General features: G+C 73.2%; 12 protein-coding genes. 1 reads left to right on the top strand and 11 read right to left on the bottom strand.

Annotated elements, in window-relative coordinates:
• A complete protein-coding gene (locus AD017_RS19890; RefSeq protein ID WP_060575094.1) occupies positions 1-627 on the bottom strand; it encodes a hypothetical protein in 627 nt (208 codons plus the stop codon).
• A gap of 105 nt (positions 628-732) precedes the next feature.
• Here AD017_RS19890 and pepN point away from each other — a divergent pair, with 105 nt between their 5' ends.
• Complete coding sequence (gene pepN, locus AD017_RS19885; RefSeq protein ID WP_060575093.1) at positions 733-3,330, top strand: aminopeptidase N; 2,598 nt, start codon at positions 733-735, stop codon at positions 3,328-3,330.
• Positions 3,331-3,400: 70 nt separating this feature from the next.
• On the opposite strand, the gene AD017_RS19880 is transcribed toward pepN, so the two are convergent.
• From AD017_RS19880 to rfbB, 10 genes are all read right to left on the bottom strand, one after another.
• Entirely contained in the window at positions 3,401-3,772 is a 372-nt protein-coding gene (locus AD017_RS19880; RefSeq protein ID WP_139317619.1) for a hypothetical protein, read from the bottom strand.
• Positions 3,773-3,933: 161 nt separating this feature from the next.
• On the bottom strand, positions 3,934-5,400 hold the full coding sequence (locus AD017_RS19875; protein WP_060575092.1) for a sensor histidine kinase KdpD: 1,467 nt from the start codon (positions 5,398-5,400) through the stop codon (positions 3,934-3,936).
• 263 nt (positions 5,401-5,663) lie between these two features.
• Complete coding sequence (locus tag AD017_RS19870) at positions 5,664-6,329, bottom strand: response regulator transcription factor (RefSeq protein WP_010241298.1); 666 nt, start codon at positions 6,327-6,329, stop codon at positions 5,664-5,666.
• Positions 6,330-6,451: 122 nt separating this feature from the next.
• A complete protein-coding gene (locus AD017_RS19865; protein WP_010241297.1) occupies positions 6,452-6,934 on the bottom strand; it encodes a DUF5130 family protein in 483 nt (160 codons plus the stop codon).
• Complete coding sequence (locus AD017_RS19860; protein ID WP_060575091.1) at positions 6,921-7,157, bottom strand: hypothetical protein; 237 nt, start codon at positions 7,155-7,157, stop codon at positions 6,921-6,923. The genes AD017_RS19865 and AD017_RS19860 overlap by 14 nt, the downstream gene beginning before the upstream one ends.
• A gap of 11 nt (positions 7,158-7,168) precedes the next feature.
• Positions 7,169-8,599 carry a DUF2252 domain-containing protein gene (locus AD017_RS19855; protein ID WP_060575090.1) on the bottom strand — a complete coding sequence of 477 codons (1,431 nt, stop codon included), beginning with the start codon at positions 8,597-8,599 and terminating at the stop codon, positions 7,169-7,171.
• A 16-nt stretch (positions 8,600-8,615) separates the two neighbouring features.
• Entirely contained in the window at positions 8,616-9,944 is a 1,329-nt protein-coding gene (locus AD017_RS19850) for an MFS transporter (protein WP_060575089.1), read from the bottom strand.
• A gap of 10 nt (positions 9,945-9,954) precedes the next feature.
• Positions 9,955-11,304, bottom strand: a complete 1,350-nt coding sequence (locus AD017_RS19845) for a UDP-glucose/GDP-mannose dehydrogenase family protein (protein ID WP_010241290.1) — start codon at positions 11,302-11,304, stop codon at positions 9,955-9,957.
• A gap of 9 nt (positions 11,305-11,313) precedes the next feature.
• A complete protein-coding gene (locus AD017_RS19840; protein WP_060576495.1) occupies positions 11,314-11,919 on the bottom strand; it encodes a dTDP-4-dehydrorhamnose 3,5-epimerase family protein in 606 nt (201 codons plus the stop codon).
• Positions 11,916-12,881 carry a dTDP-glucose 4,6-dehydratase gene (gene rfbB / locus AD017_RS19835; RefSeq protein ID WP_060575088.1) on the bottom strand — a complete coding sequence of 322 codons (966 nt, stop codon included), beginning with the start codon at positions 12,879-12,881 and terminating at the stop codon, positions 11,916-11,918. The genes AD017_RS19840 and rfbB overlap by 4 nt, the downstream gene beginning before the upstream one ends.
• Between the last annotated feature and the right edge of the window lie 54 nt (positions 12,882-12,935).

Below are 12,935 nucleotides of genomic sequence, written 5' to 3'. Positions count from 1 at the left end.
TCAGTAGTCGAACGACGGGTCCTCGGTGCGGGTCCGCTTCAGCTCGAAGAAGTGCGGGTTCTCCGCCATCAGCCGGGCGCCGTCGAACAGCCGTCCGGCGTCCTCGCCCTTCGGCACCCGGGAGATGACGGGCCCGAAGAACGCGACGCCGTCGACGTGGATGGTCGGGGTACCGACGTCCAGCCCCACCGGGTCCATGCCCTCGTGGTGGCTGACCTTCAGCTTCTCGTCCCACTCGGTCGAGTGCGCGGCGTCGGCCAGCGACCCGGGCAGGTCCAGCTCCTTGAGGGCCCCGGCGATCACGTCGTCGAAGTCCTTGTTCTGCTGGTTGTGGATCCGCTCGCCCATCGCGGTGTAGAGCGGACCGAGGATCTCCGGCCCGTGCGCCTCGGCGGCGGCGATGCAGACCCGGACCGGGCCCCACGCGCGGTCCATCAGGTCGCGGTACTTCTCGGGGAGGTCACGGCCCTCGTTGAGCACCGCGAGGCTCATCACGTGCCAGGTCACGTCGACCTCGCGGACCTTCTCCACCTCGAGCACCCACCGGGAGGTCAGCCAGGCCCAGGGACACAGCGGGTCGAACCAGACGTCGACGCGGGCACGGCCGTCGGCAGCAGCAGTCGTCATGTCGGGCGCAACGCCGGTGCCGCTCCGGGGATTCCGCGGGCCGTGGACCGGGCACCGTGATTGGATGCCGGTCGACCCCACTCCCGGGAGAGGACCTCGAACGACGTGACCCCGCCCAACCTGACCCGTGTCCAGGCCGAGGAGCGCGCAGCGCTGCTCGACGTGTCGACCTACGACGTCACGATCGACCTCACCGACGGCGCCGGTGCCCCCTCCGAGCGGACGTTCGCCGTCACCACCACCGTGCGGTTCGCCGCGGCGGAACCGGGCGGCAGCACCTGGATCGAGTGGGTCGGCGAGGACATCACCTCGGCGACGCTGAACGGGACCGGACTCGACGTCGCGGGATGGACCGAGGAGGGCGGCCTCGCGCTGCCGGACCTGGCGGCCGAGAACGAGCTGACGGTCGTCGCCACCGGCCTGTACACCAACACCGGCGAGGGCCTGCACCGTTTCGTCGACCCGGTCGACGGCGGTGTCTACCTCTACTCGCAGTTCGAGACGGCCGACTGCAAGCGGCTGTTCCCGTGCTTCGACCAGCCCGACCTGAAGGCCCGCTACACGATCACCGTGACCGCGCCGGAGGACTGGAAGGTCGTCTCGAACGCACCGGCCGCCGTCGAGGGCGGCGTGCACCGCTTCGAGCGGACCGGGATCCTCTCGACCTACCTGGTCGCGCTGATCGCGGGGCCGTACGCGAGCTGGCACGACACCTACCGCGACGAGCACGCGGAGATCCCGCTCGGCATCTACTGCCGCGCCTCGCTGGCCCCGCACATGGACCACGAACGGATCTTCACGGAGACGAAGCAGGGCTTCGACTTCTACCACCGCAACTTCCGGGTGACCTACCCGTTCGGCAAGTACGACCAGCTCTTCGTCCCGGAGTTCAACGCCGGCGCGATGGAGAACGCCGGTGCGATCACGTTCCTGGAGGACTACGTCTTCCGGTCCCGGGTCACCCGCACCCTCTACGAGCGGCGCGCCGAGACGATCCTGCACGAGATGGCGCACATGTGGTTCGGCGACCTCGTGACCATGCGCTGGTGGGACGACCTGTGGCTGAACGAGTCGTTCGCCACCTGGGCGTCCGTGCTGTGCCAGGCCGACGCCACCGAGTACACCAACGCCTGGACCACGTTCGCGAACGTCGAGAAGTCCTGGGCCTACCGGCAGGACCAGCTCCCGTCGACGCACCCGATCGCCGCGGACATCCCGGACCTGCAGGCCGTCGAGGTCAACTTCGACGGGATCACCTACGCCAAGGGCGCGTCGGTGCTCAAGCAGCTCGTCGCCTACGTCGGCCTGGAGCCGTTCCTGGCCGGGCTGCGGGACTACTTCGCCGCGCACGCGTGGGGCAACGCCACGTTCGACGACCTGCTGGGCGCGCTGGAGAAGGCGTCCGGGCGGGACCTGTCCGACTGGGGCGCGCAGTGGCTGCGCACCACCGGTCTGAACCTGCTGCGGCCGTCGTTCGGGGTCGACGAGGCGGGCAAGTTCACCTCGTTCGACGTCGTGCAGGGCGGGGCCCGCCCCGGCGCCGGCGAGCTGCGCACGCACCGGATCGCGGTCGGCGTGTACGACGACGACCCGGCGACCGGGAAGCTGGTCCGCACCCACCGGGTCGAGCTCGACGTCTCCGGCGAGCGGACCCCGGTCCCCGAGCTCGTCGGCCTCCCCCGCGGCAAGCTGGTCCTGGTCAACGACGACGACCTCACCTACTGCGCGCTGCGTCTCGACCCCGGCTCGCTGGCCACCCTGGTCGACCGGATCGGCGACATCGCCGACCCGCTGCCGCGGACGCTGTGCTGGTCGTCGGCCTGGGAGATGACCCGCGAGGCCGAGCTGAAGGCCCGCGACTTCGTCACCCTCGTCGCCGGCGGGTTCGACACCGAGACCGAGATCGGCGTCGTACAGCGGCTGCTGATGCAGGCCCAGACCGCGACGGCGTCGTACTGCACCCCGGAGTGGGCCGCCGGGCGAGGCTGGCCGCTGCTGACCGACGCGCTGCGCTTCCGGCTGGACACCGCCCCCGCCGGGTCGGACATCCAGCTCGCCGTCGTGAACGCCCTGGCCTCGTCTGTGCTGCCGGACGTCACCCTCGACGCGATGAAGGGCTGGCTGCTCGACGTGCAGGTCCCGGCCGGGCTGACCGTCGACGCCGACCTGCGCTGGCGGCTGCTGCACGCGCTGGTCGCGCACGGACGGGCGGGCGAGACCGAGATCGCCGAGGAGGAGCAGCGCGACGCGACCTCGACCGGTGCCCGGCAGGGTGAGCGGGCCCGCGCGCTGGTCCCGACCGCCGAGGCCAAGGAGCGGGCCTGGCAGCGTGCCGTGCACGACGACTCGCTGCCCAACTCGATGAACGAGTCGGCGATCGCGGGCTTCTCGCACCCCGCGCAGCGCGGCCTGCTCGACGGGTACGTCGACCGCTACTTCGCCGAGATCGACGGCGTGTGGGCGCGGCGGACCTCGGAGCTGGCGCAGAACGTCGTCGTCGGGCTGTTCCCGTCCTGGGCGGTGGAGCCGAGCACCGTCGCCGCCGCCGACGCCTGGCTCGCCGACGAGTCGAAGCCGGCCGCCCTGCGCCGGCTGGTGACCGAGGGCCGCGCCGGGATCGTCCGGGCGCTCGCCGCCCGGGAGTTCGACGGCCAGCCGACCCCCTCCACCCCGGACCAGGCGACCGCCGTCGAGCAGCCCTGATCAGGAGGACGCAGAGCGAGGGCCCCGGGAGCGTGCTCCCGGGGCCCTCGTGCGTGCGGTGGGTGGACGTTCAGCCGCGGCGGCGCAGCAGCGTCCGCAGCGGGTTGCGCGGCCGTGCGCGCGACCCGGTCTCGTCGGCGGAGCGGAACGCCCCGCAGGCCCGGGCGCCGCAGGCACCGCAGTCGCTGCCGGACCGGTAGTGCTCGTGCATCTCCTCCGGGTGCCCGCAGGTGCACATCGCCACGCCGGGCTGCGCCGGCGGGGCCGGGGCGACGGGCTCGGCCGCGGTCCGCTGCTGCGGGATGCGTGGCGGCGCCGACGGTGTGACGGAGGGCAGGCCGGTCGGCGGTGTGAGCACCGCTGCCGAGGGGGTCGAGGAATCAGGCGTGGCCCGGCGCCCGCTCGGGCCCGGGGCGGCTGCGCCGTCGTGCGATTGCGCCATGGTGACCTCCTTCGTGCGGACGGCGGAGGCCGGAGTCGTCACCGAACCACGCCGTCACGGCACCCAGTATGGGATCACCAAGGGCTCCGGGGGAATGACCCAGCGCGAACAACGTTGCCCGCGGTGACAGATCCGCAGGTCAGAACGCCGAGCTGACCCGATCAGTGGGCAACCGGAAGAGTGAGTACTGCCAGACAGCCCAGCGGGTCGTGCGCCGTGTGGAGCACCAGATCGCCGCCGTGCTCGTGCGCCAACCGGGCGCTGATGTGGAGGCCGAGCCCGGATCCGCCCGCCGACTCGTCGTGCACCCCGCGTCGGATCACCATGGTGTCCTGCCCGCCGGGGAGACCGGGCCCGGTGTCGCGGACCTCGACGGCCACGAATCCGGGGACGTCGGCGTCGCGGCCCCGCACCGTCACCGACGCCCCGGGGGCGTGCCGGGCGCAGTTGGCGAGCAGGTTGGTCACGACCTGGCGCGTGACCGACTCCGGCGCCGCGACGGCGGGCAGCCCGTCGTCGACCCGGAGGGTGATCCCCTGCTGGTCGGCTCGCAGGTCGACCAGCTGGTGCAGCACCGGTCCGACGCCGTGCACGTGCCCGTTCGCGGCGAGCGGCGCCGGGGTGACGGGCGCGAACGCCGGGCCCAGGTCGAGCAGTGCCGCGTCCCGCTCGTCGACGAGCGGATCGGGCTCCTCCGCGGGCCCGCCGGTGGCCAGCACCGGGCTCTCCAGCATCACGCGCAGCCGGCCGAGCTCGGACAGCACGGCCTCACGGAGCTGGTCGGTGCGGTCGTCGCCGTCGGTGTGCGAGAGCAGGTAGGCCGCACCCGCGAGGCCGGCGAGGCCGTTGCGCAGCTCGTGGTCGCGCTCGGCGGCCTGCCCGGCGGCGCGCTCGAGCAGCCGGGTCGCGTCGCCCAGGGTCTCCTGCAGCCGGTCGTACTCGTCCTGCAGCCGGGTCACCGCGCGCAGCGCCATGCTGAGCAGCGCCGACAGCACGACGGCCATCCCGAGGATCCGCAGCGACGGGTACACCAGGCCGGTCACCGGCTCGCTGGGGACGACGGCCCGGTACAGCTGCGACACCGCGATGACCAGCAGCCCCAGGCCGAGCCGGGACCGGACCCGGCTCTGCCGCCGGTAGCCGTCGAACAGGAACAGCACCGCGACGGCGGACCAGCCGGCCTGGATCAGGATCGACGGCAGCGGGCTGGTGGCCAGCACCGTGCTGAACGGCGTCTCCTCCTGGAGCGCGACCACGCCGCCGAGCGCCATCGCGACCACGAACAGCGCCCAGCCGCCCCAGGCCCCGAGCCGGGCCGGCGGGCGCAGGGCGGCGATCAGGATGCACATGCCCACCGCGAGCATCGACAGCACCGCGAGCCGGGACACCCCGGCCGGCTGCCCCTGGACGACGAGCGCCGACAGCGGCAGCACGACCACGCCGTAGAGCAGCAGCGCCGCCCCGAACCAGGACGGCCGCGGGTCCCCCGACAGCCGCCCGGTGACGAGGGCGACGATCGCCGCCGCCGAGCCGACCGCGGCGGCGACCAGGGTCAGGACCGAGGTCGAGGAGGCGACGTCGAGCCAGCCGGTGACGACCGCGGGCCGGGTGACCGCCACGACGACCACACAGAGGGTGACGACGACGAGTGCGTCGGCCAGGTGCCCCGCGAGCGCGAAGATGCCGCCCGAGCACGCCGCTGAAGCTGCCCGCCGCCACGCTGTCCTCCCGGGTCATCGGAACTGATGAGGAGGGATGATAGGCCGAGATCCACACCTCAGGAGACAGGGTCACCCTTGCAGACGAACGGCCCTTCGACGCAGCGCGCCCGGGCCATCACCGCAGGTGGAGGCGCAGGGACGGACGGCCCAGCGGGACAGGTCCGGACGGCTCAGAGCCCTGCTGCCTTCCGGTAGAGCGCCACGGCCTCGAGCTGGGACCCGACCTCGAGCTTGGTGAGGACGGCGCGGATCTGGGTCCGGACGGTCGCCAGCGACACGACGAAATGGTCCGCGACGGCCTGGGCCCGCTTCCCGCCGGCGAGCAGCGCCAGCACCTCGCGCTCGCGCTGCGTGAGCTTGTTCAGCTTCTCGTGCAGGTCGCGGCGCTCGCTCTCGCGGTCGCGGTGCAGCTTGATGAACTGCTCCCGGCGGCCGGGCGGCATCACCGACCGCCCCGCCCTGGCCTCGCGGATGGCGTTGAGCAGAGCCGGGAACGGGGCGTTCTTCGGGACGAAGACGAACCCCCCGGCGTCGAGCGCGGCGCCGACCCGGCCCGCGTCGGAGCTGCCGGACAGGACCACGACCCGCCATCCGAGGTCGACCAGCGGCGCGACCAGGCGCACCCCGTCGATCCGGTTGCCGTCCGGGTCCCGGCCGAGGTCCAGGTCGAGCACGATCAGCCCGGGCTCGCCGCGGCGGGCGTGGTCGAGGACGCCGGCCGCCGACCGCACGGGCTGGAACGTCGCGTCCTCACCCTCGGCGCGCAGGTTCAGCGCCAGGGCCGAACCGACCAGCTCGTGGTCGTCGACGATCAGGATCGGGCTCGCCCCGGTCATTCCGGGACCGCCTCGCGGGAATGCACCATAGTGACACCTTAAAACCGTTCGGCTGTTCGTGGTGTCGTGCACTTACCGGACACGCGGCTGGTCCGTTCGGCCGCGCGCCCGGTCGGGGCCGGTCAGCCCCGGGTACCGGCCTGGTCGGCCAGCATGCGCAGCCCGGAGAGCAGGCCACCGAAGAGATCGCCCTCCTTGAAGGACGCCACCATGCTCATCAGGGCGAGCTTGGCACCGCGGTCGGTCAGCCGGACCGCGGCCTCGGCGCCGGTGACGATCTCCAGCAGCCGCTGCCCGGGACTCACGGCGACCAGGACGGCGTCGTCGTAGCCCTCGATCCGGCCGTGCAGGTCGACGGCGGTCGCCCGCGCGTCGGACCCGAGGTCACCCAGGTACAGGGCGAACCGCAGGCCGGTCTCCCGGCTGGTGAGGGTCAGCGCGTCGTCGAGACGCGTGAGCTGCACCGGGGAGAACGGGAGGTCGGACCGGTCGGGCTCGCGGAACTGCTCGGCCACGGAGACCCGGCCGGAGGCCGTGACCACCGACCCCTCCGGCAGGTCCTCCTCGTTGCCCTGGAAGACGGCGACGCCGCTACCACTTGCCACCGGTACCTCCTCGTGCGTCACTGCCGGCGGCCGGGGCGTGTGCCGCGTGGTGCGCGGCGCCGGCCGGGTTGGCGATCCAGAACAGGGGCTCGTACGTCCACGGGTCCCCCACGTCGTAGCGGGGGCGGGCGCTCCGGTTGCGCAGCGCGATCCACGTCCAGATCGCGAAGTACAGAACCACCGGCGCGACCACGAAGACCAGCAGGGTTTCGACGACGGTCACGGGGGCAGAATTTAGCCGATGGCCCCACCGGGCACCTGCTCAGGTGTCCGATCCGACAGGCGCCCCGACCGGATTGCGCGCAGCAACGCGTCGTGGTCGGCCTCGGTCTGGTCGGCGTAGGCGCGGGCGAAGGTGCACAGCGCGTCCGCGACCTTGCCGCCCTTGCCCAGGTAACCGGCGATCATGGACGCACCGGAGGTCCGGGCGTGCCCCTTCGCGAGCAGCTTCCCGCAGATGTCGGCGTAGTCCGCCAACGCGGGCGCGGACAGCGTGTCCGGCACGATCGCGCCCTTCATGTCGCGGAACTGGCGGACGTAGTACTGGCGGCCGCCGACCGTCGTCCAGCCGAGCAGCGGGTCGGAGACGGTCTGCAGCGCCTGCTGGTACTCGACGACGCGCTGTCCCTGGTGCGAGTGCCACGCCTCGTGGCCGTGCACGTACGGGCCGACGACCGACCGCCGCGCCTGCTTGAGCTGGAGGAACAGCACGTCGTCCGGGCTGGAGCCCTCGCACAGCACCAGGTAGGCGCGCAGCCCGACCGAGCCGACCCCGACGACCTTGTGGGCGACGTCGGTGGCGTGGTAGCCGCCGAGGATCCGCGCCCAGTGCGGCGGGAGCGTGGCGAGGTAGTCGTCGAGCGCGGCGAGGATCCGGTCGGTGTGCTCGTCGTCGGGGTGGGTGATCAGCGGCGGCTCGGTGACGATCCGGCGCTCGCCACCGTCCTCGCTCACGAACCGGGGCAGGGCCCGGTCGCTGGTCCGCTTGCGGGCGCGCTCGGCGGCCTTGTCGATGGCCCGCCGGGCGGTCTTGTGGTCGGCGTCGTCGCGCAGCGTCTCGACGTCCATGACGTCGAACGAGCGCGCCAGCAGCGGCTGCTCGGCCAGCGCGCGCAGGTGCTCGGCGTAGGCGTGCACGCAGCGGGCGACGGCCTCGGCGCACTGCCGCTCCGACGCCCCCGAGTCCCGCCCGGCCACCCAGGTGGAGGCGACCAGCCGGCGCAGGTCCCACTCCCAGGCCCCGGGATGGGCCTCGTCGAAGTCGTTGAGGTCGAAGACGAGCTCGCGCTCCGGTGAGGCGTAGAAGCCGAAGTTGCCGAGATGGGCGTCGCCGCAGATCACCGGGTGGATCCCGGTGGCGGGCAGCACCGCGAAGTCGGCGGCGTGCAGCGCCGCGGCACCGCGCAGGAACGCGTGCGGCGACGCGCTCATCCGCTGCACGCGCAGCGGGACGAGCTCGGGCACCCGGCCGGAGTTGGTGATCTCGACGAGATCGACCGGGTCGACCCGCCGCAGCGCCGACGACCACGACGCGAGCGTGGACCGGGGCGCGGCCTCCCGCCGCCCCTTGCCGATCCGGTAGCGCTCGTCGCGCGGGGTGGAGCGGCGGTGCAGGGAGCCGAAGGACTCCCGGTCCGATCCGGCCAGCACGGGATGCGAGGTCACCCCGGTGTTGTACCCGCTAACGGGCCGTCGTGGGGGCCGCGGGCGTGCGGTGCAGGGTCAGCAGCACGACCGCGCTCAGCACGAAGATCACCGCCGAGCCGAGGTAGAGGGCCTGCGGGGACGCCCCCGCGTCGAGCAGCGCCCCCGCCGCGACCGGCGCGGCCACCGCCCCGATCCGGCCGACGCCGATCGCCGTGCCGACCCCGGTCGCCCGGATCCGGTCCGGGTACGACGTCGCGGCGAGCGCGTACAGGCCGCCGACGCAGCCGTTCACGACGACCCCGACCAGCATCCCGACGGCGAACGCGACGGCGAGCACCGACAGGGCGGGCAGCAGGAGCGCGAGCAGCGCGCCGCTCGCCAGCAGGTAGCCGGTCAGAACGCCGCGCAGCGGCCACCGGGCGGCCAGGGCGCCCAGCACGACCGTCCCGAAGATCCCGCCGACGTTCAGCAGGGTCCCGCCGGTCAACCCCTGCGACGGCGACAGTCCGGCCTCGATCAGCAGCGTCGGCGTCCAGCTCGTGACGAAGTAGAACCCCGCCATCACCAGCACGAACATCGCCCAGAGGCCGACCGTCGTGCGGCGCAGTGCGGGTGCCAGCAGGGCCCGCGGCCCGCCGGCCACGGTGCCGGGATCGGTGCCGGGCTCGGGATCCGGCAGCTCGGTGACGGTGGGCGCGTCCAGGCGGCGCAGCAGGGCGTTGACCCGGTCCAGGGCGCCCGCGGGCCGCCGGGTCAGCAGGAACCCGAGCGACTCGGGCAGCGCGCCGAGCACGAGCGGGACCGCGAGCAGGGTGGCGACGCCACCGATCAGGAACACCGTCCGCCAGCCGTGCGCCTCGATCAGCGCGACGGCCAGCAACCCGCCGAGCGTCGCACCGCCGGCGTAGCCGATCCCCTGCAGGCCCACCGCCATCGGCCGCCAGCGGCGCGAGGCGTACTCGGTGGCGATCGTGCTGCTGCAGGCGAGCACCCCGCCGACACCGACGCCGGTGAGCAGCCGCAACGCACCGAGGACGACCACCGACGGCGCGGCCGCCGACAGCAGCATCCCGATGCCCGCCACCACGAGCCCGGCGACGATGACGGGGCGCCGGCCGATCCGGTCCGCGGCAGGCGCGAGGAAGATCGAGCCCAGCGCCATGCCGACCAGCCCGGCGGACAGCAGCAGCCCCAGCTCGGCGCCGCCGAGCCCCCACTCGGCGGCGACCGCGCGGCCGGTGAAGGCCATGACGAGCACGTCGAAGCCGTCGATCAGGTTCAGGACCAGGCAGACGGTCACCGCGCGCCACTGGAAGCGGCGCATCGGGGCGTCGTCGATCAGGGACCGCAGGTCGGTGCTCATCGCGCCGGCCTCAGACGTTCCGTCGCCCCAGCGCGCGGTAGGTCCAGCCCGCCGCCTCCCAGGTCTCGCGGTCCAGCGCGTTGCGGCCGTCGAGGACGCGGCGGGTGCGCACGACCTTCCCGAACGCCGCCGGGTCGAGCTGCTTGTACTGGCGCCACTCGGTCAGCAGCAGCACGGCGTCGGCGTTCTCCGCCGCCTCCTCCGGGGTCTCGACGAAGTCGAGCTGCGCCCAGTGCTTGCGCACGTTGTCCCCGGCCTGCGGGTCGGTCACCCGGACGTTCGCGCCCTGCAGCTGCAGCTGCGCCGCCACGTTCAGTGCCGGCGAGTCCCGGATGTCGTCGGAGTCGGGCTTGAACGCCGCACCCAGCACCGCGATCCGCTTGCCCAGCAGCGAGTCGTCGCATACCTGCCGCGCCAGCTCCACCATCCGGATCCGCCGCCGCATGTTGATGTTGTCGACCTCCCGCAGGAAGGTCAGTGCCTGGTCGGCCCCCAGCTCACCGGCCCGCGCCATGAACGCCCGGATGTCCTTCGGCAGGCATCCTCCGCCGAAGCCCAGCCCGGCGTTGAGGAACTTCCGGCCGATCCGGTCGTCGTGCCCGATCGCGTCGGCCAGCTGCTTCACGTCCGCACCGGTGGCCTCGCACAGCTCGGCCATCGCGTTGATGAAGGAGATCTTCGTGGCCAGGAACGAGTTCGCGGCGGTCTTGACCATCTCCGCGGTCGCGTAGTCGGTCACGACCTTCGGGGTGTCCTCGGCGACGATCCGCGCGTACACGGTGTCCAGCACCGCCTCGGCGTCGACGGCCGTCTCCACCCCGGACAGTCCCGGTACGCCGTAGACCAGGCGGTCGGGGTGCAGCGTGTCCTGCACCGCGAACCCCTCCCGGAGGAACTCCGGGTTCCACGCCAGCCCCGCGCCCGGCACCCGCTCGGCCACCAGCTCCGCGAGCCGCGCCGCCGTCCCCACGGGAACCGTGGACTTGCCCACCACCAGCTCACCGGGGCCGAGCACGTCCAGCAGCGACGCCGTCGCCGCCTCCACGTAGGTCAGGTCCGCCGCGTACTCGCCGCGCCGCTGCGGGGTGCCCACGCAGACGAAGTGCACCGCCGCACCCGCGGCCGTCGCCATGTCCGAGGAGAACGACAGCCGGCCCGAGTCCAGCGACCGCCGCAGCAGCTCGGAGAATCCCGGTTCGTAGAACGGCACCCGGCCCGCGGCCAGCGCCTCCGCCTTCTCCGCGTCGACCTCCACGCCGACGACCTCGTGGCCCAGCTCGGCCATCGACGCCGCGTGCACCGCACCCAGGTACCCGCAGCCGATCACCGAGATCTTCAGGGGCTGGTCGCTCTCCGCCATGGGCGGAGGCTAACCCGTGGTGCGGAGCTGGACGTACCGGGCATCGCACAGATTGCGGGAGGGCAACAGACCGGTGTCCGACGCGTGCGCCAGCGTCGGTGCGTCCCGGTCCTTGTCCGACAGCACCGGTTCGAGCCCGTCGGCCCACGGCAGCGCCAGCTCCGGGTCGAGCGGGCTGATGCCGTGCTCGCGGTCCGGGGCGTACGGCGTCGAGCACAGGTACTCGACGACGGTGCCGTCGGCCAGCGCCTGGAAGGCGTGCCCGAGCCCCTCGGCCAGGTAGACGGCCCTCGGCACGGCCGCGTCGAGCTCGACGACCTCGTACCGGCCGAACGTCGGCGACCCGACCCGCAGGTCGACGATCACGTCCCGGACCGCGCCGGCGGCGACGTGCAGGTACTTCGCCTGGCCCGGGGGGACGTCGGCGAAGTGCACCCCGCGGATCACGCCGCGGTGCGACACCGACCGGTTGGTCTGCGCCACGGTCAGGTCGAAGCCGAGTGCCTCGCGGAACGCGGGCCCCTGGAACGGTGCGGTGAAGGACCCGCGGTGGTCGGGGAACGTCGCCGGCTCGAACGTCCAGGCGCCGTCGATGCCCAGCTCGGTGGCCTTCACGTCCGCACCGCCTCCCACCACGACCGGTGGTCCCGGTACCAGGCGACGGTCTCCGCGAGGCCCTCGTCGAACGACCACCGCGGCGTGTAGCCGAGCTCGTCGCGGATCCGCGACCAGTCCACCGAGTACCGGCGGTCGTGGCCCTTGCGGTCCTCGACGTTCTCGATCATGTCCTCGCCCGCGCCGACCGCGGCGAGCAGCCGCCGCGTCAGGTCGGCGTTGGTCAGCTCGGTGCCGCCGCCGATGTTGTAGACCTCCCCGGCCCGGCCCTTCTCCGCGACCAGCGCGATCCCGCGGCAGTGGTCGTCGACGTGCAGCCAGTCCCGCACGTTGAGCCCGTCGCCGTAGAGCGGGACCCGCCTCCCGTCGAGCAGGCGGGTGACGAACAGCGGGATCAGCTTCTCCGGGAACTGGTAGGGCCCGTAGTTGTTCGAGCACCGGGTCACCACGACGTCCAGGCCGTGCGTGCGGTGGTAGCTGCGCGCCAGCAGGTCCGACCCGGCCTTCGCCGCCGAGTACGGCGAGTTGGGCTCCAGCGGGTGGCTCTCCGGCCACGCCCCCTGCTCGATCGACCCGTACACCTCGTCGGTCGAGACGTGCACGAAGCGCCCCACGCCCCGGTCCAGCGCCGCCTGCAGCAGGACCTGCGTCCCGACGACGTTGGTCGTCACGAAGTCCGCGGCGCCGGTGATCGAGCGGTCCACGTGCGTCTCCGCGGCGAGGTGCACGACCAGGTCCGCGCCGGTCAGCACCCCGGCGACCCGCTGCGGGTCCCGGACGTCGCCGCGCTCGACGGTGACCCGGTCCGCCACCGGTGCCAGGTTCTCGATCCGCCCGGCGTAGGTGAAGGCGTCCAGCACCACGATCTCCGCGCCCGCGAGCGCCGGGTAGGCCCCGGCGGCGGCGCTCCGCACGAAATGGGAACCGATGAACCCGGCTCCGCCGGTCACCACGACCCGCACACGCCCTCCCCGCTCGTCGTCGGCCCCGGTCAGCGTGTCAGAGTCGCCCCGTCG

Source organism: Pseudonocardia sp. EC080619-01 (assembly GCF_001420995.1).
Classification (GTDB): domain Bacteria; phylum Actinomycetota; class Actinomycetes; order Mycobacteriales; family Pseudonocardiaceae; genus Pseudonocardia.
The sequence above is the reverse complement of the archived record's forward strand: the minus strand, read 5'-3'. Positions and strand labels throughout refer to the sequence as shown.

Bases quoted from the DNA above. Each gene is read 5' to 3' on its own strand.
- AD017_RS19890 (WP_060575094.1), bottom strand. From the start codon at position 627: ATGACGACTGCTGCTGCCGACGGCCGTGCCCGCGTCGACGTCTGGTTC.
- AD017_RS19880 (WP_139317619.1), bottom strand. From the start codon at position 3,772: ATGGCGCAATCGCACGACGGCGCAGCCGCCCCGGGCCCGAGCGGGCGC.
- AD017_RS19870 (WP_010241298.1), bottom strand. From the start codon at position 6,329: ATGACCGGGGCGAGCCCGATCCTGATCGTCGACGACCACGAGCTGGTC.
- AD017_RS19850 (WP_060575089.1), bottom strand. From the start codon at position 9,944: ATGAGCACCGACCTGCGGTCCCTGATCGACGACGCCCCGATGCGCCGC.
- AD017_RS19845 (WP_010241290.1), bottom strand. From the start codon at position 11,304: ATGGCGGAGAGCGACCAGCCCCTGAAGATCTCGGTGATCGGCTGCGGG.